General features: G+C 64.9%; 20 protein-coding genes and 1 pseudogene. 4 read left to right on the top strand and 17 right to left on the bottom strand.

Annotated features, from left to right (window positions below; genetic code table 11):
- Positions 1 to 12: 12 nt before the first annotated feature.
- From AC3WLX_RS00105 to AC3WLX_RS00095, 3 genes are all read right to left on the bottom strand, one after another.
- On the bottom strand, positions 13 to 246 hold the full coding sequence (locus tag AC3WLX_RS00105; RefSeq protein ID WP_291620312.1) for a DUF2171 domain-containing protein: 234 nt from the start codon (positions 244 to 246) through the stop codon (positions 13 to 15).
- 125 nt (positions 247 to 371) lie between these two features.
- Positions 372 to 758 carry a YybH family protein gene (locus AC3WLX_RS00100; protein WP_291620314.1) on the bottom strand — a complete coding sequence of 129 codons (387 nt, stop codon included), beginning with the start codon at positions 756 to 758 and terminating at the stop codon, positions 372 to 374.
- 6 nt (positions 759 to 764) lie between these two features.
- Complete coding sequence (locus tag AC3WLX_RS00095; protein WP_291620316.1) at positions 765 to 2,441, bottom strand: glutamine--tRNA ligase/YqeY domain fusion protein; 1,677 nt, start codon at positions 2,439 to 2,441, stop codon at positions 765 to 767.
- A 155-nt stretch (positions 2,442 to 2,596) separates the two neighbouring features.
- Here AC3WLX_RS00095 and gltX point away from each other — a divergent pair, with 155 nt between their 5' ends.
- Positions 2,597 to 4,024 (top strand): glutamate--tRNA ligase, encoded by a 1,428-nt coding sequence (gene gltX, locus AC3WLX_RS00090; RefSeq protein WP_492334247.1) that lies wholly within the window; start codon positions 2,597 to 2,599, stop codon positions 4,022 to 4,024.
- 145 nt (positions 4,025 to 4,169) lie between these two features.
- Positions 4,170 to 5,474 carry a citrate synthase gene (gene gltA / locus AC3WLX_RS00085; RefSeq protein ID WP_291620320.1) on the top strand — a complete coding sequence of 435 codons (1,305 nt, stop codon included), beginning with the start codon at positions 4,170 to 4,172 and terminating at the stop codon, positions 5,472 to 5,474.
- Between the two features lie 97 nt (positions 5,475 to 5,571).
- Here gltA and lpxB read toward each other — a convergent pair whose 3' ends face one another.
- Genes lpxB through lpxA form a run of 3 tightly spaced genes read right to left on the bottom strand, consistent with a single transcriptional unit; the run spans position 5,572 to position 8,412 of the window.
- Positions 5,572 to 6,744, bottom strand: a complete 1,173-nt coding sequence (gene lpxB, locus AC3WLX_RS00080; protein ID WP_492334246.1) for a lipid-A-disaccharide synthase — start codon at positions 6,742 to 6,744, stop codon at positions 5,572 to 5,574.
- Positions 6,744 to 7,601, bottom strand: a complete 858-nt coding sequence (locus AC3WLX_RS00075) for an LpxI family protein (RefSeq protein WP_492335887.1) — start codon at positions 7,599 to 7,601, stop codon at positions 6,744 to 6,746. The genes lpxB and AC3WLX_RS00075 overlap by 1 nt, the downstream gene beginning before the upstream one ends.
- A 19-nt stretch (positions 7,602 to 7,620) precedes the next feature.
- On the bottom strand, positions 7,621 to 8,412 hold the full coding sequence (gene lpxA, locus AC3WLX_RS00070) for an acyl-ACP--UDP-N-acetylglucosamine O-acyltransferase (RefSeq protein ID WP_492334245.1): 792 nt from the start codon (positions 8,410 to 8,412) through the stop codon (positions 7,621 to 7,623).
- A gap of 176 nt (positions 8,413 to 8,588) precedes the next feature.
- Here lpxA and AC3WLX_RS00065 point away from each other — a divergent pair, with 176 nt between their 5' ends.
- On the top strand, positions 8,589 to 8,933 hold the full coding sequence (locus AC3WLX_RS00065; protein WP_291620328.1) for a KTSC domain-containing protein: 345 nt from the start codon (positions 8,589 to 8,591) through the stop codon (positions 8,931 to 8,933).
- Positions 8,934 to 8,939: 6 nt separating this feature from the next.
- On the opposite strand, the gene fabZ is transcribed toward AC3WLX_RS00065, so the two are convergent.
- The 11 genes from fabZ to AC3WLX_RS00010 all read right to left on the bottom strand — a co-directional run bounded on the left by fabZ (position 8,940) and on the right by AC3WLX_RS00010 (position 20,875).
- On the bottom strand, positions 8,940 to 9,401 hold the full coding sequence (fabZ, locus tag AC3WLX_RS00060) for a 3-hydroxyacyl-ACP dehydratase FabZ (protein ID WP_028136118.1): 462 nt from the start codon (positions 9,399 to 9,401) through the stop codon (positions 8,940 to 8,942).
- Positions 9,398 to 10,465: a UDP-3-O-(3-hydroxymyristoyl)glucosamine N-acyltransferase gene (lpxD, locus tag AC3WLX_RS00055; protein ID WP_492334244.1), complete on the bottom strand. Its 1,068-nt coding sequence runs from the start codon at positions 10,463 to 10,465 to the stop codon at positions 9,398 to 9,400. The genes fabZ and lpxD overlap by 4 nt, the downstream gene beginning before the upstream one ends.
- A 124-nt stretch (positions 10,466 to 10,589) precedes the next feature.
- A complete protein-coding gene (bamA, locus tag AC3WLX_RS00050) occupies positions 10,590 to 13,115 on the bottom strand; it encodes an outer membrane protein assembly factor BamA (RefSeq protein ID WP_291620334.1) in 2,526 nt (841 codons plus the stop codon).
- A gap of 176 nt (positions 13,116 to 13,291) precedes the next feature.
- Positions 13,292 to 14,443: an RIP metalloprotease RseP gene (rseP, locus tag AC3WLX_RS00045; RefSeq protein WP_492334243.1), complete on the bottom strand. Its 1,152-nt coding sequence runs from the start codon at positions 14,441 to 14,443 to the stop codon at positions 13,292 to 13,294.
- 44 nt (positions 14,444 to 14,487) lie between these two features.
- On the bottom strand, positions 14,488 to 15,711 hold the full coding sequence (gene dxr, locus AC3WLX_RS00040; RefSeq protein ID WP_492334242.1) for a 1-deoxy-D-xylulose-5-phosphate reductoisomerase: 1,224 nt from the start codon (positions 15,709 to 15,711) through the stop codon (positions 14,488 to 14,490).
- Between the two features lie 4 nt (positions 15,712 to 15,715).
- Complete coding sequence (locus tag AC3WLX_RS00035; protein WP_492334241.1) at positions 15,716 to 16,558, bottom strand: phosphatidate cytidylyltransferase; 843 nt, start codon at positions 16,556 to 16,558, stop codon at positions 15,716 to 15,718.
- Positions 16,555 to 17,313 (bottom strand): isoprenyl transferase, encoded by a 759-nt coding sequence (locus AC3WLX_RS00030; protein ID WP_492334240.1) that lies wholly within the window; start codon positions 17,311 to 17,313, stop codon positions 16,555 to 16,557. Before AC3WLX_RS00030 ends, AC3WLX_RS00035 begins: the two co-directional genes overlap by 4 nt.
- A gap of 104 nt (positions 17,314 to 17,417) precedes the next feature.
- Positions 17,418 to 17,981 carry a ribosome recycling factor gene (frr, locus tag AC3WLX_RS00025; RefSeq protein ID WP_492334239.1) on the bottom strand — a complete coding sequence of 188 codons (564 nt, stop codon included), beginning with the start codon at positions 17,979 to 17,981 and terminating at the stop codon, positions 17,418 to 17,420.
- 67 nt (positions 17,982 to 18,048) lie between these two features.
- The gene (gene pyrH, locus AC3WLX_RS00020) at positions 18,049 to 18,765 is read right to left on the bottom strand and encodes a UMP kinase (RefSeq protein ID WP_492334238.1); all 717 of its coding nucleotides are present in this window, start codon (positions 18,763 to 18,765) and stop codon (positions 18,049 to 18,051) included.
- Between the two features lie 57 nt (positions 18,766 to 18,822).
- Positions 18,823 to 19,746 carry a translation elongation factor Ts gene (gene tsf / locus AC3WLX_RS00015; protein ID WP_492334237.1) on the bottom strand — a complete coding sequence of 308 codons (924 nt, stop codon included), beginning with the start codon at positions 19,744 to 19,746 and terminating at the stop codon, positions 18,823 to 18,825.
- Between the two features lie 133 nt (positions 19,747 to 19,879).
- Entirely contained in the window at positions 19,880 to 20,875 is a 996-nt protein-coding gene (locus AC3WLX_RS00010; RefSeq protein WP_291630529.1) for a 30S ribosomal protein S2, read from the bottom strand.
- Positions 20,876 to 21,150: 275 nt separating this feature from the next.
- Here AC3WLX_RS00010 and AC3WLX_RS00005 point away from each other — a divergent pair.
- Positions 21,151 to 21,340: pseudogene (locus AC3WLX_RS00005) on the top strand (hypothetical protein); the annotation flags it as partial.

Here is a 21,340-nt window from a genome sequence, read left to right as displayed (position 1 = left end):
AGAGAGAGCGCCCTACTTTTCCTCCTCCATGGTCACGGCCACCGCCGCGTTGGCGGACAGCCGCACCTTGTTGCCTTCGATGCCCGCAACGAGGCCTTTGTCGATGAAATGATGATGGCCCTTGTGGCTGCCCTCGCCGCTGTCCTTCTTGGTCAGCTTGATGCGGTTGCCCTCGACCTTGTCGACGGTACCGACATGGACGCCGTCGGCGCCGATGACTTCCATATGCTCTGCGATGTTCTGCATGGTGGATTCCTTGTTTGGAGCCACCTCAACGCTCGGAGCGATATTCGGTTCGCATTTTCTGTCATTCCGGGGCGCGCCACTTGGCGCGAGCCCGGAATGACGACACCACGGGAATCGCGCGACCGTTAAATCAGCGGCGCCTTCGAAGAGGCGTGGTGATTGACGATCCGCCAATCACCGTCCTCGCGAATGATGACCCAGCTCATCTTGACGACGAGATCATCGCGCTCGCCGGCGAGATCGAAGGTGATGGTCGCGGCCATGTTGATCAGGTCAGGGCCGGCCTGTGTTGCGTGCACGTCGGAGAACACCGCGCTCGGTTTGCGAAAGCGTGGCAGGCCATTGAAATAATCGGCGACGCCGTCCCGGCCGCGATAGAGCTTCGGGTTGGAGCCGAAGAAGAACGCGTTCGTCGCGTACAGCGACGACAGCGCCACGGCGTCGAGCTTGGCAAACCCGGCGCACCATTTCGCGATGACGTCGGAAACGATCGCGTCCGCCTCACTGCTCATTGCGCATCAACCCTTGGCGACTTCCTTCGCGAACGTGTCGCGCAGGCCGATGGTGCGGGAAAACACCGGCTTGCCCGGCGTCGAGTCCTTGTCGCGTACGAAATAGCCCTGCCGCTCGAACTGCATCGGCTCGGTCGAATTGCTCTCGGCCACCGAGGCCTCGACCCGCGCATCGGAGAGAATCTCCAGCGAATTCGGATTGAGATCGGCTGCGAAGTTCGAGGCGTCCGGGCTCGGATTGGCGAACAGCTGGTTGTAGACGCGGATCTCCGCGGGCCTGGATGCCGCCGCCGGCAGCCAGTGCATGGTCGCCTTGACCTTGCGGCCGTCGGGCGCGTTGCCGCCCTTGGTCGCGGGGTCGTAGGTGCAGCGCAGCTCCACCACCTCGCCCTTGTCGTTCTTGATCACGCCGGTGCACTTGACGAAATAGGCATAGCGCAGCCGCACCTCATTGCCCGGCGACAGACGGAAGAACTTCTTCGGCGGGTTCTCCATGAAGTCGTCCTGCTCGATATAGAGCTCGCGGCCAAACGTGATCTTCCGCGTGCCCGCGCTGGGATCATCCGGGTGGTTGATCGCCTCGAGCTCCTCGGTCTGCCCTTCCGGATAGTTCTCGATCACGACCTTGAGCGGCTTCAAGACCGCCATGCGCCGCTGCGCGGTGCGGTTCAGCTCCTCGCGAATGCAGAACTCCAGCATGCCGACATCGACCACGCTGTTGGCTTTGGCCACGCCGATGCGCTTGACGAATTCGCGCAAGGCCGCCGGCGGCACGCCGCGGCGGCGCATCCCTGCCATGGTCGGCATGCGCGGATCGTCCCAGCCCGCGACATGGCCGTCGCGGACGAGCTGGGTCAGCACGCGCTTGGACAGCAGCGTATAGGTCAGGTTGAGGCGCGCGAATTCGTACTGATGCGGCTGCGACGGCACCGGCAGCTTCTCGATGAACCAGTCGTAGAGCGGCCGGTGGTCCTCGAACTCCAGCGTGCAGATCGAATGCGTGATGCCTTCGATCGCGTCCGACTGCCCGTGCGCGTAGTCGTAGCTCGGATAGATGCTCCACTTGGTGCCGGTGCGCGGATGGTGCGCATGCAGGATGCGGTACAGCACCGGATCGCGCAGGTTGATATTGCCCGCGGCCATGTCGATCTTGGCCCGCAACACGCGCGCGCCGTTGGGGAATTCGCCTGATTTCATGCGGCGGAACAGGTCGAGGTTCTCATCGACGCTGCGGTCGCGGAACGGCGAGTTCTTGCCGGGCTCGGTCAGCGTGCCGCGCGTAAGGCGGATCTCCTCCTGGCTCTGGTCGTCGACATAGGCGAGCCCGTCGCGGATCAGCTGCTCCGCCCATTCATACAGGCGGTCGAAATAGTCGGAGGCGAAGAACAGGTTCTTGCCCCAGTCGAAGCCGAGCCAGCGCACGTCGGCCTGGATGGAATCGATATATTCCTGCTCTTCCTTGACCGGATTGGTGTCGTCGAAGCGCAAATGGCAGCGGCCCGGAAACTCCTGGGCGATGCCGAAATTGAGGGCGATCGACTTGGCGTGGCCGATATGCAGGTAGCCGTTCGGCTCCGGCGGGAACCGGGTCACGATCTCCCTGTACTTGCCCTGGTCGAGGTCGGCCTGGATGATGTCACGAATGAAATCGCGCCCAACCTCAGCTGCCACCGGTTCTGTCATCACCAAAATCCTGTCGGGAAATCAGCGGTCCTTCTGCCAAATTCGCGTGGCCGCGCCAAGAGCTTAAGCTAGGCACACCAGGTCCGCCGCCGCCCTTTAGTTATGTCCCGTTCCTGCTATACACCACCGCCTCCAATGCATAGGCCCTACCAAGAATGACCGATTCCGTCGTCACCCGCTTTGCCCCCTCGCCGACCGGCTTCCTCCATATCGGGGGCGCCCGCACGGCGCTGTTCAACTGGCTCTATGCGAAGAAGCACGGCGGCAAGATGCTGCTGCGGATCGAGGACACCGACCGGGAGCGCTCCACGGAGGCGGCCATCGGCGCCATCCTGGACGGGTTGAAGTGGCTCGAGCTCGGCTGGGACGGCGAGGTCATCTACCAGTTCGCCCGCGCCGCCCGCCACCGCGAGGTCGCCGAGCAGCTGCTGGCCGAAGGCAAGGCCTACCGCTGTTACGCCACGGCCGAGGAGCTCGCCGCCATGCGCGAGAAGGCGCGCAGCGAGGGCCGTACCCGCCTCTATGACGGCCTGTGGCGCGACCGCGATCCCGCGACGGCTCCGAGCGACGTCAAGCCCACCATCCGCCTGCGCGCGCCGCAGACCGGCGAGACCGTGATCGAGGACCAGGTCCAGGGCCGCGTGGTCTGGCAGAACGAGAACCTCGACGACCTCGTGCTGCTGCGCGGCGACGGCAACCCGACCTATATGCTCGCCGTGGTCGTCGACGACCACGACATGGGCGTCACCCACGTGATCCGCGGCGACGACCACCTGATCAACGCCGCGCGCCAGAAGCAGATCTACGATGCGATGGGCTGGGCGCTGCCGAGCATGTCCCACATCCCCCTCATTCACGGTCCGGACGGCTCGAAGCTGTCCAAGCGGCACGGCGCGCTCGGCGTCGATGCCTACCGCGCCATGGGCTATCTGCCGGCTGCGCTGCGCAACTACCTCGTCCGGCTCGGCTGGAGCCACGGCGACCAGGAAATCTTCTCGACAGAGGAGATGATCGACGCGTTCGACCTTGCCAGCGTCGGCCGCGCCGCCGCCCGCTTCGATTTCGCCAAGCTTGAAAACCTCAACGGCCACTACATCCGCCACGCCGACGATCAATCCCTCGTGAGGATGTTCGAGGACGTGCTCGACCACATCGTGCCGAGCCGCGACGAGATCAAGGCCAAGCTGGACGACACCACGCGCGCGCAGCTCCTCAAGGCCATGCCGGCCCTGAAGGAGCGCGCCAAGACGTTGATCGAGCTGATCGACGGCGCCCATTTCATCTTCGCGGACCGGCCGCTGGCGCTCGATCCCAAGGCGCAGGCGCTGCTGACGCCCGAGAACCGCAAGCTGATCGGCCAGCTTCATTCCGCGCTGGAGAAAGTCGAGACGTGGAGCGGTGCAACCACCGAGGCGGCGCTCCGCGCCTTTGCCGAGGAAAACAGTCTCAAGCTCGGCGCCGTGGCCCAGCCGCTCAGGGTGGCGCTCACCGGACGGACGACGTCGCCTGGTATATTTGAGGTTTTGGACGTGCTGGGACGCCAGGAGAGCCTTGGCCGGCTTAAGGATCAGTCTACGACGTAAGTCGATCATGCGTGCGGCGATCTTGCAGCGCACACAGCAATAATATACCCATCTCCCCGTACATTCTGGAACTTCCGGCCTGCCCCCATGATCTTCCCAGGGGCCTCCGGCTCCCGCCCGTTTCACCACACATCGGGGACCTACGATGGACGCAAAACCAAACAATAAGACCGCCACGCTGACGGTTGGAAACAAGACCTACGATCTTCCGATCCTCAGTGGCAGCGTCGGACCTGATGTCATCGATATCGGCAAGCTCTACGGCCAGTCCGGCCTGTTCACCTACGATCCGGGCTTCACCTCGACCGCGAGCTGCCAGTCCAAGATCACCTATATCGACGGCGACGCGGGCGTGCTGGAATACCGCGGCTACCCGATCGAGCAGCTCGCCGAGCACGGCGACTTCCTGGAGACCTGCTATCTCCTGCTCTACGGGGATCTGCCGACCCCTGCGCAGAAGAAGGACTTCGACCACCGCGTCACCCATCACACGATGGTGCACGAGCAGATGGCCCGCTTCTTCCAGGGCTTCCGCCGCGACGCCCATCCGATGGCGATCATGGTTGCGGCCGTCGGCGCGCTCGCCGCGTTCTATCACGATAGCACCGACATCAACGATCCGAAGCAGCGCATGATCGCCTCCATGCGCATGATCGCGAAGATCCCGACGCTGGCTGCGATGGCCTACAAGTACACCGTCGGCCAGCCCTTCGTTTATCCGAAGAACTCGCTCGGCTTTGCCGAGAACTTCCTGAACATGTGCTTCGCAGTGCCTTGCGAGGACTACAAGGTCAGCCCGGTGCTCGCCGATGCATTGGAGAAGATCTTCATCCTGCACGCCGACCACGAGCAGAACGCCTCGACCTCGACGGTCCGCATCGCCGGCTCCTCCGGCGCCAACCCGTTCGCCTGCATCGCGGCCGGCATCGCCTGCCTCTGGGGCCCGGCCCATGGCGGCGCCAACGAGGCCGCGCTGAACATGCTTTATCAGATCGGCACGGTCGACAAGATCCCCGAGTTCATCGCCAAGGTGAAGGACAAGAATTCCGAGGTCCGCCTGATGGGCTTTGGTCACCGCGTCTACAAGAACTACGATCCGCGCGCCAAGATCATGCAGAAGATGTGTCACGCCGTGCTCAAGGAGACCGGCCATGGCGACGATCCGATGCTGAAGGTGGCAATGGAGCTCGAGAAGATCGCGCTCAGCGACCAGTACTTCATCGACCGCAAGCTCTACCCGAACGTCGACTTCTATTCGGGCATCACGCTGAAGGCGATGGGCTTCCCGGTCTCGATGTTCACCGTGCTGTTCGCGGTCGCCCGCACCGTCGGCTGGATCAGCCAGTGGAGCGAGATGATCGAGGATCCGCAGCAGAAGATCGGCCGTCCGCGCCAGCTCTACACCGGCGTCGTCAAGCGCGACTACGTGCCGATCAACGAGCGCAAGTAAGTTCGGCCGTCACGGCCTTCGAAACGGCGCCATCGCACGATGGCGCCGTTTTCGTTTGTGGCGATGTCGTTGGGCAGGCAACCTACAAAATCTTCGCTTACGGCCCGACCTTGCGCATCGTCGCGAGCACGATGTCGGCCGCGAGGACGCTTGGCGATTTGGTGCCCGTCGACATGATCTGATCGAGCCGGGTGAACGCCTCCACCTGCCGCTGGCGCAGCGGCGAATCCGTCAGCAACTGCGATAGCGCCGGTGTCAGCTTCTCCGGTGTGCAGTCTTCCTGCAAATACTCGGGAATGACATCCTCGCCGATCACGAGATTGGCGAGGATCACCGAGGAGACGCGGATCGCGCGGCGCAGGATGAAGGCTTCGATCGCACCGACGCGATAGGCCGTCACCATCGGAATGCCCGACAGCGCGAGCTCGAGTGTTACCGTGCCGGATTTGGCCAGCGCGGCGTGCGCGATCCGGAAGGCGGCGCGCTTCTCGTTCTCGCCGATCACGATCTGCGGCTTGACCGGCCAGCTCGCGAGACCGTCGCGAATGGTCGCTTCGAGATGCGGCATGGTCGGCAGCATCAGCTTGAACGCGCGTCCCTCCGCCTGCAGGCGGCCGAGTGCCGCGCCGAACACATCGAGGTGATGCCGGACCTCGCTGCGGCGGCTGCCGGGCAGCACCAGGAGCACGGGCGGCTCACTGTTGCGGCGCGCCTGCTCCTCCGCGTTCGGCCGCAGAGAGGGCAGTTGCTCGATCAGGGGATGGCCGACATAGCTGCAAGGCGGGCCGCCGAGCTTGCGATATTCCTCCGGCTCGAACGGTAGCAGCCCGAGCACGTGGTCGACATAGCCGAGCATGGTCCGCGCCCGTCCCGGCCGCCAGGCCCAGAGCTGCGGCGAAACGTAGTCGACGATCGGAATCGCAGGGCTTCGCGAACGCACGCGGCGGGCGACACGGTGGGTGAAATCGGGACTGTCGATGATGACGAGGGCATCCGGCATCGCGTCAATCACGGCATCGGCCGTCTGCCGGATCAGCCGCAGGATCTTCGGCAATTGCTGCACCACCGCGGCAAAGCCGACGATCGACAGCTCCTCGATCGGAAACAGCGATTCCAGGCCCTCGCGCGCCATGGTGCGGCCGCCGACGCCTGAGAACTCGACGCCGTCGCCGAGCCGCTGGCGCAGCACCTTCATCAAGGCACTGCCGAGCCGGTCGCCGGATTCCTCCGTCGCGACCAGGAAGATCTTGCGCTTGGGATCACGCGACATCAAGCGGGCAGACCGATGACGAAGAGATACTTGGCATCCGCAAGCGCGATCATGGCCTGCGGCTCTGCTGCAATCGTGTTGCCGGCAATGACGGCGATACCGGCGAGGCCGGCAGCCGCGACGCCCTCGATCGTGCGCGGGCCGATCGTCGGCAGGTCGAAGCGCAGATCCTGGCCGCTCTTGGGCGCCTTCACCAGCACGCCGCGTCCGGTGGCGGCGCGGATGCGCCCCTCCTCGCGCAGCCGCGCGACGCGGGCAAGCAGCGCATCGGTGCCCTCGATGTCCTCGACCGCCACCACATGGCCGTCGATCACGACGACAGCCTGGCCGATGTCGAACGGACCCAGCGCGGCCAGCACCGCTTGGCCGCGCGCGATATCGGCCTTGCTGTTGTCGCTCGGCCAGGCGCGGCTGATGCAGCCCTCGGGCATCAAGAGATCGGGCGCGACGTCCTTGATGCCGACCATGCGAAAGCCGTCCTGCTCGAGGATGCGGCCGACGCCGGACAAGAGATGATCGTCACCGCCGCGGAAGGCGCGAATGACATGGCCGAGCAAACGCAGCGTCGTGACGTCGAAACGGATCTCCGACAGCGAGGGCCGCACCAATGTGCCGATGAAGATCAGGTCGCGGCAGCCTTCCTGGCGAAACAGCCGCATCGCGCGGCCGAGCTGGCCGACCGAGATCCAGCGGTGGCGGAAGGGCTCCACCCGCTGCGGATCGCAGGCGCCGCGCAGCGCAAACAGCACCGGCGTGATGCCGCGCGCGGCGAGCGACTCGGCCACCGCGAACGGCATGGCGCCACCGCCGGCGACGATGCCGACCGGAGACGAAACCTGCGAAGCCGCCGATGTCATGCCTGCGGCCATCACAGGTTCACTTCGCGATGGCGGGAAGACAGAGCGGGCGCTTGCCCTTGCCGATGAAGCCGAGAATTTCGGCGATCGCCGGATCTTCCCCCGCGAGCGGCCGCACCGCCTCCAGCCGCTCGGCGAAGGTGCCAGGAGCCTGGAAGAGCTTTTGGTAGAACCCCCGCACGGCCGCGAGCCGCTCCTTGGTGAACTTGCGACGCTTCATGCCGATCAGGTTGAGGCCTTCGAGGACGGCATACTGGCCGTTGACCAAACCGTACGGAATGATGTCGTCGCGAACGCCACATACGCCGCCGACCATGACCTGCGGTCCGATGCGGGTGAACTGGTGCACCGCGGACAGGCCGCCGATGAAAACGAAATCGCCGATCTCGCAGTGGCCGCCAAGCGTTGCCGAGGTCGCGAAGATCACGTCATTGCCGACATGGCAGTCATGGCCGACATGGCTGCAGTTCATGAAATAGCCGCGGTCGCCAACGGAGGTAATCCCGCCGCCTCCGACCGTACCGGCATTCATGGTTACGGATTCGCGAATGGTGCAGCCCGAGCCGATCTTGAGCTGCGTTAGCTCGCCACGATAGCTGAGCGATTGAGGCGGCGTGCCGAGTGATGCGAACGGGTAGATGGTGCAATCGTCGCCGATCGTGGTCTGCGCGGTGACATGCACATGCCCGATCAGCTTGCAGTTCGCGCCGATCACGACGTTCGGGCCGATGATGCAATAGGGTCCGATCTCGGTGCCCTCGCCGATCACGGCGCCGTCCGCGACCCGTGCGGTGGGATCAATCTTGCTCATCAAGCCAATCTTACTCGTCAAGAAGGTCTGGTTATGTATTGAAGTCGCTCGGTTTTCGGCTGGTTAGCGCGACTATGCCCGATCTGTCCAGTGACGTATCATCTCGCCGTGTTTCAAGGATTGGATGAGGCGGCCCTTCCGGCTCGTCCGCATCTTCATGTGGAGCTTGAACGATCGTGGTCAGGGCCCTGGTTCTTCTGCTTGCACAGCTGACGGCTACGCCGATCGTCCCCGAGACGGTCGAGACCGGCGAGCACGGCATCGTCGACCTCGGCTCGTTCGAATGCCGGGACATCACCCGCAGCACTTTGCTGCAGCGGGTCTGCTACGATCACGTGCGGCAGGATCTGATTGTCGCGAGCAACGGCGCCTACGACCGCTATTGCGGCGTGACGGCGGAGACGGTCGAGCATCTCCTGGGCGCGCCTTCGATGGGACGTTTCTTCAACCAGAACATCAGGCCGGAGGCGACCAGCGGGCGCTACGCATGCAGGACGGGCGAGCCGGTCCGGAGCGGATGAGGCCGCTCAGTCCGTCAGCATGGCCCCGACATCGGCCTCCGCGACGACAACGCCGTTGACCTTGGCGTCGCCGTGAAACCACCACATGGCCTTGCGGCGCCCGAGCGAGCGCATGTGATACTCGATCGTGTCGCCCGGCAGCACCGGCTTGCGAAACTTGCACTTGTCGATGGTGAGAAAATAGACCGCCCGCGGCTTCTCGGTGCCCTCGACCGACTTGATGCCGATGACCCCCGCGGTCTGCGCCATCGCCTCGATCATCATGACGCCGGGATAGACCGGGCGCTCCGGGAAATGCCCCTGGAACGCCGGCTCGTTGAAGGTGACGTTCTTGATGCCGATGCCGCTGTAATCGGCGCGGATGTTGATCACGCGGTCGATCAGCAGCATCGGAAAGCGATGCGGCAGCGTTTGCAGGATGGCGTTGATATCCACCAGCTCGAACTTAACAGGTGATTCCGCCGTCATTCCCGTCCCTCGTCCTTCGGCTCGGCCTTGCTGTCGCGTACCAGGCGCTCCACCGCGATGATCTCCTTGAACCATTGCTTGGTCGGCTTGGCGAAATGCCCGCCCCAGCGGCCGCCCGGCGGGATGTCGTCCTTGACCGCGCTCATGGCCGTCACCTGGGCCCCGTCGCCGATCTTGAGGTGATTGTTGATGCCAACCTTCGCTCCAAGCGCCACGTTGTCGCCAATGGTCAGGCTGCCCGCGAGGCCGATCTGGGCCGCCAGCAGGCAGTGCCGGCCGATCGTGACATTGTGGCCGATCTGGACCTGATTGTCGATTTTGGTCCCCTCGCCGATCACGGTGTCCCGCAGAGACCCGCGGTCGATCGTGGTGTTGGCACCGACCTCGACATCGTTCTGGATGAGCACGCGTCCGGTCTGCGGCACCTTCAGATGGCCCTCGGGCCCGAAGAAGATGAAGCCGTAGCCGTCCTGGCCGATCGAGCAGCCGGGATGGATCAGCACATTGTTGCCGATCAGGGCGCACTGGATCGCCGTGCGGGCGCCGACATTGCAGTCCCGGCCGATCTTGACGCCGGGGCCGATCACCGCTCCGACGCCGATGACGGTGCCGCTGCCGACCTCGACGTCCGGGCCGATCACGGCCAGGGGATCGACGATCACCCCGTCCTCGAGCCGGGCCGAGGGATCGATGACGGCGGACGGCGCGATGCCGTCATTGCCAACCCAGGATTGCGGCCGCAGCGCGTCACCGTGCCATTCCCGCGCGATCCTGACGAAGGCGCGGAACGGCTGCGCCACCCGCAGCACGGCCACATGCGCGGGCACCTCGGCCTCGAAGCGCGGGCTGACCAGACAGGCCCCCGCCCGGGTCGCCCTGAGCTGATCGGCGTATTTGAGGTTGTCGAAGAACGCCAGATGCATCGGGCCTGCTTCGTCGAGCGAAGCAAGGCCCGTGATGAAATGGCCTCCCCTCTCGGGGTCGACCAGCTCCGCCTTGGTCAGCGCGGCAATCTCGGCCAAGGCTGTGGCAGGCGGCTTTGTGAAGAAGATCGGCTGCGCCATTCCACCTCGTCGCGGTCCGACTTCGGCATGAAGCGGTCAGGCCGCATCATGCCTCATGTCTTGAATAGGCGCGATCCCTTCGGAAACCGGCTCCTGTGATCCGGATCGCGCCGTGCTGATCGGACTAGAACGTGGTGCCGCCGCCGAACCGGAACTCCTGCGTGCGGTCGTACCTGCCCTTGGTGAGCGGCACGGCGTAGTCGAAGCGCAGCGGACCGAACGGCGACTGCCAGATCAAGCCGACACCGACCGAGGTGCGAACGACCTTGCTGTCGTCGAAGACGAGACCGGTACAGGTTCCGGCGCTCGACGGATTGACCGTCGACGGGATACAGCCGGGCGCATTGACCTCGTTGGTCGTGGTCCAGCTCGTCGGTCCCTTGTAATCGTAGAGGCCGCCGGCGTCGGCATAGACCGCGCCCTTCAGGCCCACTTCCTTGGGCAGGAACCAGAACGGCATCTGCAGTTCGAGCGAAGCGCCCCAGTACTTGGTGCCGCCGAGCGCGTCCTGCGAGCCAAAGGGATTCAGGTCGCGCGGGCCGATGCCGTTCGGGGCAAAGCCGCGGACGAGGTTCGGGCCCATCTGGAAGTGGTCGAGCATGCGCAGATCGCTGCCGATCTTGTTCAGCATGCCGCTCTGCAGGCGGACGAGGCCGACGATGTCGGACACCAGCGGCGTGTAATATTTCGCGTCGATGACCGACTTCAGGTAGGAGACGTCGCCGCCGACGCCGGCAAAATCCTGCCGGAAGTCGACGAGCAGACCGTCGGTGGGGTTCTTGTTGTTGTCCAGCGTGTTGTAGGTCAGCGTATAGCCGAGCGCCGAGGTCAGGGTCTTGCCGCTGGCAAGCTCCTTGCGCACCGGCAGCGAGGCTTCGCCGTCGCTGTAGCAGCCGAGACCATTGGTCGAGCTCAGGTCGATCGGCGGCGTCTGCGCCGCGGCGAAAGCCGGGCTCGGATTGAAGTTTGGTCCTGGAACGTTGTTACAGTTCGCCAGGTAATACGGCAGCGTGATTTCCTGCTGGTAGATCGAGTAGCGCACTTGCAGCGCCAGATCTTCGCGCAAGGAGAAACCGAGGCGCGGCGAGAAGCCGAGCGTCTTGGTGCCGTAGGAGATGTAGCTGTTGGACAGCTGCTCGCGCTGATAGAGGTCGAGACCAAGCGCGACGCGGTAGTCGAGCAGATACGGCTCGACGAACGACAGCGAGTAGCCGCGGGCGTACTGGCCATAGGTCACAGACGCCTTGGCGAACAGGCCGCGGCCGAGCAGGTTGCGCTCGGAGACCGAGACTTCGGCCAGCGCGCCGTCGGTGGTGGAGTAGCCGCCCGAGATCGAGAAGTCGCCGGTCGATTTCTCTTCCATGTCGACGATCAGGATGACGCGGTCGCTCGAAGAGCCCGGCTCGGTCGTGATCTTCACGCTCTTGAAGTAGTCGAGGTTCTTCAGGCGCCGCTCGGCGCGGTCGACCAGCGCACGGTTGTAGGCGTCGCCTTCCGAGATGTCGAACTCGCGGCGGATCACGTAGTCGCGCGTGCGGGTGTTGCCGCGCAGGTTGATGCGCTCGATATAGGTACGCGGGCCCTCGTCGATGTTGAACACGACGGAGACGGTGTGCGCTTCGAAGTTACGGTCGCCGCCGGGCCGGACCACCGCGAAGGCGTAGCCGCGGCGCGAGGCCTCGATCTGCATCTCCTCGACCGATTTCTCGACCTGTTCGACGTTGTAGAGCGAGCCGACATTGACGCGCGAATAGGCGCGCATCGACGTGGGATCGAAGTTCGGAATGCTGGAGCGGAAGTTGACCGCACCGACGCGGTATTGTGAGCCTTCCTCGATCTTGAAGGTGACGTTGAAGCCCTTCTTGTCGGGATCGTATTCGGTGAGCGCAGCCACCACCTGGACGTCGGCGAAGCCGTTCTTCAAATAGAAGCGGCGGATCAGGTCGCGGTCGGCTTCGACGCGGTCCGGATCGTAGATGTCGCCGCTGGCGAGGAAGCTCAACAGGTTCGATTCGCGCGTCTTGATGACGTCGCGCAGGCGGTAGGACGAGAACGCATTGTTGCCGACGAACTCGATCGACTTGACGCCGGTCTTGGCACCCTCCTCGATCGTGAAGATGAGATCGACGCGGTTGTTCGGCTGCTCAATGACTTCCGGCGTGACGCGCACGTCGTAGCGGCCGGACCGGCGATAGATCTCGGCGATTCGCAGCGTGTCGGACTGCACCACGGCCCGGGAGAAGGTGCCGCGCGCCTTGGACTGAACTTCGGCGGAGAGCTGTTCGTCCTTGATCTTCTTGTTGCCCTCGAAGGCAAGGCGCCCGATCACGGGGTTTTCGACCACGGAGACGATGATCTGGCCGCCGGAACCGCGGTTGATCCTGACGTCCTGGAACAGGCCGGTCTCGATCAGGGCCTTGAGGCCGTCGTCGATGGCAGCCTGATCCAGGCGGCCGCCCGGACCCGGCTTGAAGTAGGAGCGGATCGTCTCCACCTCGACGCGGCGATTGCCTTCAACGGCAATCGACTGGACGCTCTGGGCGAACGCAGCCGAAGACACCAAAACAGCCCCAACCGGGGCAACCGCCGGCGCGCCGAACAAGATCAGGGTTGCGAGCAAGCCCCCCCGGAGTCGCAGTCCAAACTTCATCGCGCAACGCGCCCTTATCATTCCGTGCCAGACCCAACCCCAACGCCGGTCCGGAGATTCCCCAAGTTCAGGCCGCTTGTAGCCAATTTCGCCGACGCCGCAAACGGCAGAAAGCGCCGTAATTTCAATTTCATTGCAGGACGTTGCCCAACAGCAACGCCACAAAAAAGCCCCTATCAGGAGGCCGCCATTCTGAGGATGTCGTTGTAGGTCGCAAACACCATCAGCATCAGCACAAGCCCGAGTCCGATTCGGAACCCCATCTCCTGAGTCCGCTCGGAGAGCGGCCGGCCCCGCAACACCTCGGCCGCGTAGAACATAAGGTGACCTCCATCGAGCAGCGGGATCGGGAACAGGTTGAGCAGGCCGATCGAGACCGACAGCACCGCGCAGAGATTGATCACAAACTGGAAGCCCGCGCTCGCCGCCTGCCCCGACATCTTCGCGATTCCCAGCACGCCGCTGACGTCGTTCGGATTGCCGTGTCCGACGAACAGGGAACCCAGGAACTTGAAGGTGCTGGTGATGATGAACCAGACCTGCTCGACGCCGATCTTGAGCGCTTCAGCAACGCCGACCGGCGCGGTCGAGGCCTCCCCGGCCTGGGATTTGTGCTCGATCCCGAGCACGCCGAGACGGTGGCTGTTGCCGAACGGATCCTTGCGCTCGAGCAGGGCCGGAGTTGCGGTCAGCGAAACGACGGCGCCGTCCCGCTTCACCTGGAAGGTAAGCGCCGAACCGGCGTTCATCGCAACGATTCGCTGCATGTCGGCGAAGCTCTCGATAGGTTTGCCGTCGATCTGGAGGACCACGTCCCCGATCTTGAAGCCGGCCGCAGCCGCCGCGCCATCGGCGACGACACCATCGACGCGCGCGATCGTGCTCGGCTTGCCGTAGTAGAGGGCCATGCCGGCGAAGATCAGCGCGCCCAGAATGAAATTTGCGATCGGTCCGGCCGCGACGATGGCTGCACGCGGGCCGACCTTCTTGTGGTGGAAGCTGCCGGAACGCTCCTCGGCCGTCATGGCCGCGAGCGTCTGGGTTGACGGCGTAGAGGCCTCGCTCTCGTCGCCAAAGAACTTGACGTAGCCGCCGAGCGGGATCGCCGAGATCTTCCAGCGGGTGCCGTGGCGGTCGTTGAAACCCACCAGTTCGGGCCCGAAGCCGAGCGAGAAAGTTAAGACGCGCACCCCTGCCCAGCGCGCGACCAGGAAATGGCCGAGCTCGTGGAAGAACACGACGATCGTCAGGACGAACAGAAAGGGAACGGCGTAGCCGAGGAGCCCATGGCTCAACGTATTGAAACTATGGACGAAAAAGTCGATCATCGATGTCCCTTAACCCAGCGCGCAGGGCGCCGGCCCCGAACCAACTAGGATGCCTTTAAGGCAATTTGAGGCAATAGGGCGGCGGCCCTTTTTCTCGCAACATGGTCAACAGAGATTGCATCATCGGCCGACGTCAGCGGTGCCTGGTTGCCGCCTTTGATCCAATCGTCGAGGGTGGCCTCGACCAGGCGGGCAATCGCACCGAACCGGATCTTGCCGGCGATGAAGGCGGCGACCGCGACCTCGTTGGCGGCGTTGTAAACGGTGGTCGCGCCCTTCCCGGTCCGGAGCGAATCGTAGGCCAGCCGCAGTCCGGGGAAGCGCTCGAAGTCGGGCGCTTCGAAAGTCAGCTGGCCGATCTTGGCGAGGTCGAGCTTCGCCGCCGGCCCCTTGATGCGATCGGGCCAGCCGAGGCAATGCGCAATCGGGATACGCATGTCGGGCGCGCCGAGCTGGGCCACCACCGAGCAATCCGAGAACTCGACCATGCCATGGATGATCGACTGCGGATGAACCAGCACGTCGATCTCGTCCGGCGCGAGCGCGAACAGATAGGACGCCTCGATCACCTCGAGGCCCTTGTTCATCATCGAGGCGGAATCGATCGTGATCTTCTGGCCCATGCTCCAGTTCGGGTGTTTCAGGGCCTGCTCGAGCGTCGCCTGCTCGATGTCGGCGGGCTTCCAGGTCCGGAACGGGCCGCCGGAGGCCGTGATGATGACGCGGACGAGTTCGTCGCGATTGCCCGAGCTGAGCGCCTGGAACAGCGCGTTGTGTTCGGAATCGGCCGGCAGGATGCAGGCGCCCGCCTTTGCCGCGCGCTGCATGAAGAAATCACCGGCGCAGACCAGGCACTCCTTGTTGGCGAGCGCGACATGTGCGCCGCGATCGACGGCCGCCAGCGCCGGCTTCAATCCGGCCGCGCCGCTCACCGCCGCCATGACCCAATCGGCCGGGCGCGCTCCGGCCTCGATCACCGCACTTTCGCCGGCACCGCATTCGGTGCTGGTGCCCGCCAGCGCATCCTTGAGCTCTGCGAGCTTGGACGTATCGGCAATCGCGACGTAACGCGCCGAGAATTCCCTCGCCAGCTTGGCCAGCGCCGCGACATTGCCGTTCGCCGTCAGCGCCTCGACGCGATAGCGCTCGGGCGAGGCGCGCAAGAGGTCCATCGTGCTGTCGCCGATCGAGCCGGTGGCGCCGAGAACCGTGACGCTGCGGACGTCGGACGCCGCAAGCCTGTTGTTACGCAATGGGACCGCGCTCATAGCCTCACCAAACCATAAGACCGCTTCCGGCGCTATGCACACCATGGCGGAGAAAGCCGATTATCCATGCCGCCAGGATGGCGGCGACAAAACCGTCCAGGCGGTCCATAAGCCCGCCATGCCCGGGAATTAAGTGACTGGAATCCTTGACTCCGAAGCGCCGCTTCACGGCGGATTCGAACAGATCGCCCAAGGCGGACACCACGGACAGCACAGCTGCGACGAGCAGCAGTGGAACCGCCTTTCCGATGCCGAAAGCCGCAAAGCCGGCCGCAACCGCAAGACTTGCCGCAAAGCCGCCGAGCGCTCCGGACCAGGTCTTCTTCGGGCTCACCCGCGGCCACAGCTTCGGTCCTCCGATGCTGCGGCCGGCGAAATAGCCGCCGATATCGGTCGCCCACACCACCAGCAGCACGAACATCAGCGCGGAGAAGCCGTTGACGAGATCCTTCCGCACCAGGATCGAGGCCAGCAGCGCCGCCGCGGCATAGGCAAAACCCGTAGCCGCCCACAGGAACTTGCCCCGCGCCATCAGCGTCACGATCGCACCGCCGATCAGACCGGTGACAATCGAGGTCTTGAGTGCGCCGAACGCGACCGAGGCCCCCATCATGGCGATGACGATCGTCCCTACCCCGGTCAGCGCGGCCGATCCCGCGCCAACCACCATCAGCCATTCCGCGAACAGCCCGATCGAGACCAGGGTGACGAGAAGCGCCCACAGCCAGCCGCCGGCATAGGCGATCGCAATGGTCAGCGGCGCCAGCACCAACGCTGCGAGGATTCGCAGCATCAGGTTGCTCTGGGCCGGCTTGGTGGGCGCCGGTGCGGCGTCGTGTTCGCTCACGAGGCGGTTTTCGCGACCAGGCCGCCGAACCGGCGCTCGCGCCTGGCAAATTCGGCGATCGCATCCTCGAGCGCCGCCTTGTCGAAATCGGGCCAGTGGATCGGCACGAAGACGAGCTCGCTATAGGCCGCCTGCCACATCAGGAAGTTGGAGAGGCGCTGCTCGCCGCTGGTGCGGATGATGAGATCGGGGTCGGGGATGTCGGGCGCATCGAGATGCGCGCCGAGCGTCTCGGCGTCGATCGTGGCAGGGTCCCGCCTTCCCTCCGCGACCTCGCGGGCCAGCTTCTGCGCCGCCTTCGCGATCTCCTGCCGCGAGCCGTAGTTGAAGGCGACGACGAGCGTCAGGCGCGTGTTGTCGCGCGTCAGCTCCTCGGCCTCGTTGAGCAGCGCGCAGATGTCGCCATCGAGCCCCTCGCGCTCGCCGATGATACGGACCTTGACGCCGTCGCGATGCAGGCTCGCCAGATCGTTGCGGATGAAGCGCCGCAGCAGGCCGAACAGGTCGCCGATCTCGCTCGCCGGGCGCGACCAGTTCTCCGAAGAGAACGAGAAGATGGTGAGATAGCGGATGCCGAGCTCGTGCGAGGCGCGTACGACGCGGCGCAGCGCGTCCACCCCGCGGCGATGGCCTTCGGCACGCGGCAAGCCGCGCGCGGCCGCCCAACGCCCGTTGCCGTCCATGATGATGGCGACATGCGCAGGCGCCTCGGACCGGTCGGATCGTTCCGTTGCTGGCGCGGCGGCGTTGGACATGAAGGCGGTGCCTCAAAGCATGATCCGGAAAAGTGCGAAGCGGTTTTCCGACAAGATCATGCGCGAACGATACTCTAAAGCGCGATGATGGTCCTCATCGCGCCTCAGACGGTGAGGATCTCTTTTTCCTTGACGGCCAGCAGCTGGTCGATCTCGGCGATGGTCGCGTCGGTCGCCTTCTGCACCTCGTCGGAGTGACGCTTCTGATCGTCCTCCGACATCTCGTGATTCTTCTCGAGCTTCTTGAGCACGTCGAGGCCGTCGCGGCGGACATGGCGCGCGGCGACCTTGGCCGCTTCGGCATATTTGTGCGCGACCTTCACCAGCTCCTTGCGGCGTTCCTCGTTGAGCTCGGGGATGCGCAGGCGCAGCACCTGGCCTTCGGTCGCAGGCGACAGGCCGAGATTGGAATCGACGATCGCCTTCTCCACGGCCTTGACCATCGACTTGTCCCAGACCTGCACCGAGATCAGCCGCGGCTCCGGCACGCTGACGGTGGCGAGCTGGTTCAGCGGCATGTGACTGCCATAGGCCTCGACCTGGACCGGATCGAGCATCGAGGCGGAGGCGCGCCCCGTGCGCAGGCCACCGAGCTCGTGCTTGAGAGACTGGACCGCGCCCTGCATGCGGCGCTTCACTTCGTTGAGGTCGAAATTACCCGTGGCCATCACGTTTCTCCTTCAAAATCCCGACGACCGCTCGGCGCCCTTCCCTTTCGGGCCCGCCAGACCGTCGTCAGCCGGCGACGATGGTTCCGTGGCCGACACCCCGCAGAATCGCGCCGATCGACCCCGGCTCCGCGATCGAGAATACGATGATAGGCAGCGATGTCTCGCGGGCAAGCGCGAAGGCGGTCGCATCCATCACCTTGTAGCCGCCTTCGATCGCCTGCGAATGGGACAGGCGGTCGAACCGCGTGGCGGTTGGGTCCTTCTTCGGGTCGGCCGAGTAGACCCCGTCGACATTGGTGGCCTTCAGGACCGCCTGCGCGCCGATCTCGGCGGCACGCAGCACCGCGGTCGTGTCGGTGGTGAAGAACGGATTGCCGGTCCCGCCGCCGAGCAGCACGATCCGGCCCTCGGCCAGGTACTTGTGTGCCGCAGTGCGGGTGAACAGCTCGGAAATCTCCGGCATGACGAAGGCCGACAGCGTCCGTGCCGGCGTGCCCTTGCGCTCGATCGCCGCTTCCAGCGCGAGGCAGTTCATCATGGTGGCGAGCATGCCCATGGTGTCGCCGGTGGTGCGCGACACCCCACGGGAGGAAACCTCGACGCCGCGGACCATGTTGCCGCCGCCGATCACGACCGCGACCTCGGTGCCGAGATGGCGGGCCGCGATCAGATCGTCCGCAACCCGGTCGACGGTCGGCTGATCGATGCCAAAGCCCTGCTGTCCCGCGAGATATTCGCCGGACAGCTTGATCACGACGCGACGATAGACCGGATCAGTCATGAGCATTTTCCTTGTCCGGGCGCCGCTCCCGGCGGCGCGCCGGAAGGATTCCGGCGCTTATTTCTTGCCGCTGGCCGCCGCGACCTCGGCCGCGAAGTCGCTTTCCTGCTTCTCGATGCCCTCGCCGAGAGCATAACGGACGAAGCCCGCGACCTTGACGGGACCGCCGACCTTGCCTTCAGCTTCCTTCACTGCCTGAGCCACCGACTTGCCGGTGTCGTGGATGAAGGCCTGCTCGAGCAGGCAGACTTCCTTGTAGTAGGTCTTGAGGCCGGACTCGACGATCTTCTCGATCACGTTCTCCGGCTTGCCCTGCTGGCGGTACTTGTCCGCGAGCACGTCCTTCTCGCGCTTGACCACGGCCGGATCGAGGCCGGACGGATCGAGCGCCAGCGGGTTGGCGGCCGCGACATGCATCGCGATCTGACGGCCGAGCGCGGCGAGCTCGTCGGCCTTGCCCGGCGATTCCAGCGCCACGATCACGCCCATCTTGCCGGCGCCGTCGATCACGGCGCCGTGGACATAGTGCGAGACCACGCCCTGGCTCACTTCCAGCTGGGCCGCGCGGCGCAGTGTCATGTTCTCGCCGATGGTGGCGATGGCGTCATTGATCGCGGTCTCGATCGTGACGTCGCCGACCTTGGCGGCCTTGATCTTCTCGACGTCGGCGCCGACGTCGAACGCAACCTGGGCGATCATCTTGACGAGGCCCTGGAACTGGCCGTTACGCGCGACGAAGTCGGTCTCGGAGTTGACCTCGACAACGACGCCCTTGGTGCCCTTGGTGAGCGCACCGATCAGGCCCTCGGCCGCGACGCGGCCCGACTTTTTGGCCGCCTTGGACAGCCCCTTCTTGCGCAGCCAGTCCTGCGCCGCTTCCATGTTGCCGTCGTTCTCGGTCAGCGCGGCCTTGCAGTCCATCATGCCCGCGCCGGTCGATTCGCGCAGGTCCTTGACCATCGCAGCTGTGATCGTTGCCATCGTTGAAAATCCTTTGTGCCTGCCGGTTTGCCGCAGCGCGGCCTTGAGGCGCCCCGCCGCGGTCCATCTCAGGAATTCTGGTCAACTGAAATGGTGGCCGGATCCTATCCGGCCAACCCATCGCTCTTTTTGACTATTCCGCTTCCGCGGTCAGCGCCTTGGCCTTAGCCACCCAGGCGTCCGCGCGGCTCGGCAGACCGACTTCTTCGCCGATCGTGTGCGCGGTGTCGTGATCGAGCTCGGCGAGCTGCCAATAGTGGAAGATGCCGAGGTCGTTGAACTTCTTCTCGATCGCACCCGACACGCCCGGGAGCTTCTTGAGGTCGTCGGCGGCGCCGCGAGGACCCGCAAGGCCCTGGAAACCGCTCGACGACGCAGCCGGCAGTTCCTCGGCGAGCGGCTTGGCGGAGGCACCGATGTCGATGCCCGAATCGCCCTGCGCACGCGAGATGCCGTCGATCGCCGCACGCGCGATCAGGTCGCAATACAGCGAGATCGCGCGGCCGGCGTCGTCATTGCCCGGCACCACATAGGTGATGCCCTTCGGGTCCGAATTGGTGTCGACGATCGCGGCGACCGGGATGTTGAGCCGCTGGGCCTCCTGGATCGCGATGTCTTCCTTGTTGGTGTCGATCACGAAGATCAGGTCGGGCAGACCGCCCATGTCCTTGATGCCGCCGAGCGAACGGTCGAGCTTATCGCGCTCGCGCTGCAGCGTCAGGCGCTCCTTCTTCGTGTAGGAATTGGCTTCGCCGCCCGAGAGCACGTCGTCGAGGTGACGCAGGCGCTTGATCGAGGCCGAGATCGTCTTCCAGTTGGTCAGCGTGCCGCCGAGCCAGCGCGAATTGACGAAATACTGCGCGCAGCGCTTGGCCGCGTCCGCAACGCCGTCCTGCGCCTGGCGCTTGGTGCCGACGAACAGGATGCGGCCGCCCTTGGCGACCGTGTCGCTGACGGCCTGAAGGGCCTGGTGCAGCATCGGCACGGTCTGGGCGAGATCGACGATGTGGATGTTGTTGCGTGTGCCGAAAATGAACGGAGCCATTTTCGGATTCCAGCGGTGAGACTGGTGACCAAAGTGCACGCCAGCTTCGAGCAGCTGACGCATGGTGAAATCGGGTAGCGCCATCGTTCTAATTCTCCGGTTGGTTCCTCCGGAAACGTGTGAGCAAAACGGAGCGTTCTCGCCCCGGTTGCCACCGGACGGCCTTGCGAGCCATGTTTCCGTGTGAGATGGCGCGCTATATAGCGCCATTTCGGCCAGAAGCAAGGAAATAAGGGCCCCGTTCGAGGCCCCGTAAGGCTTTCGTCGCCTCCCGGCGCCATCGGTTGCCTAACACCTGGGCTGGCCGGGCGGGCAAGACTTCGGCGGCGGCCCGGCGGGCCGCGGCGGCGGGTGTGCTGTTGGCGCCGGACGCGGCGGCGCGGCTGCCATGGGAGGCGGCGCTGCTCGCGCGACCGGAGGTGGCGGCGGCGCGGGACGCGCCATCGCAGGCGGAGGCGGCGCCGGTCGCGCCATTGGAGGCGGAGGTGGCGCGGGGCGCGCGACCTGAGGCGGCGGTGCCGGCCGGGCGACGGCCACGGGCGGTGGCGC

The organism is Bradyrhizobium sp. FW305-F6 (assembly GCF_058782905.1).
This window is presented reverse-complemented; position numbering and strand designations above follow the sequence as displayed.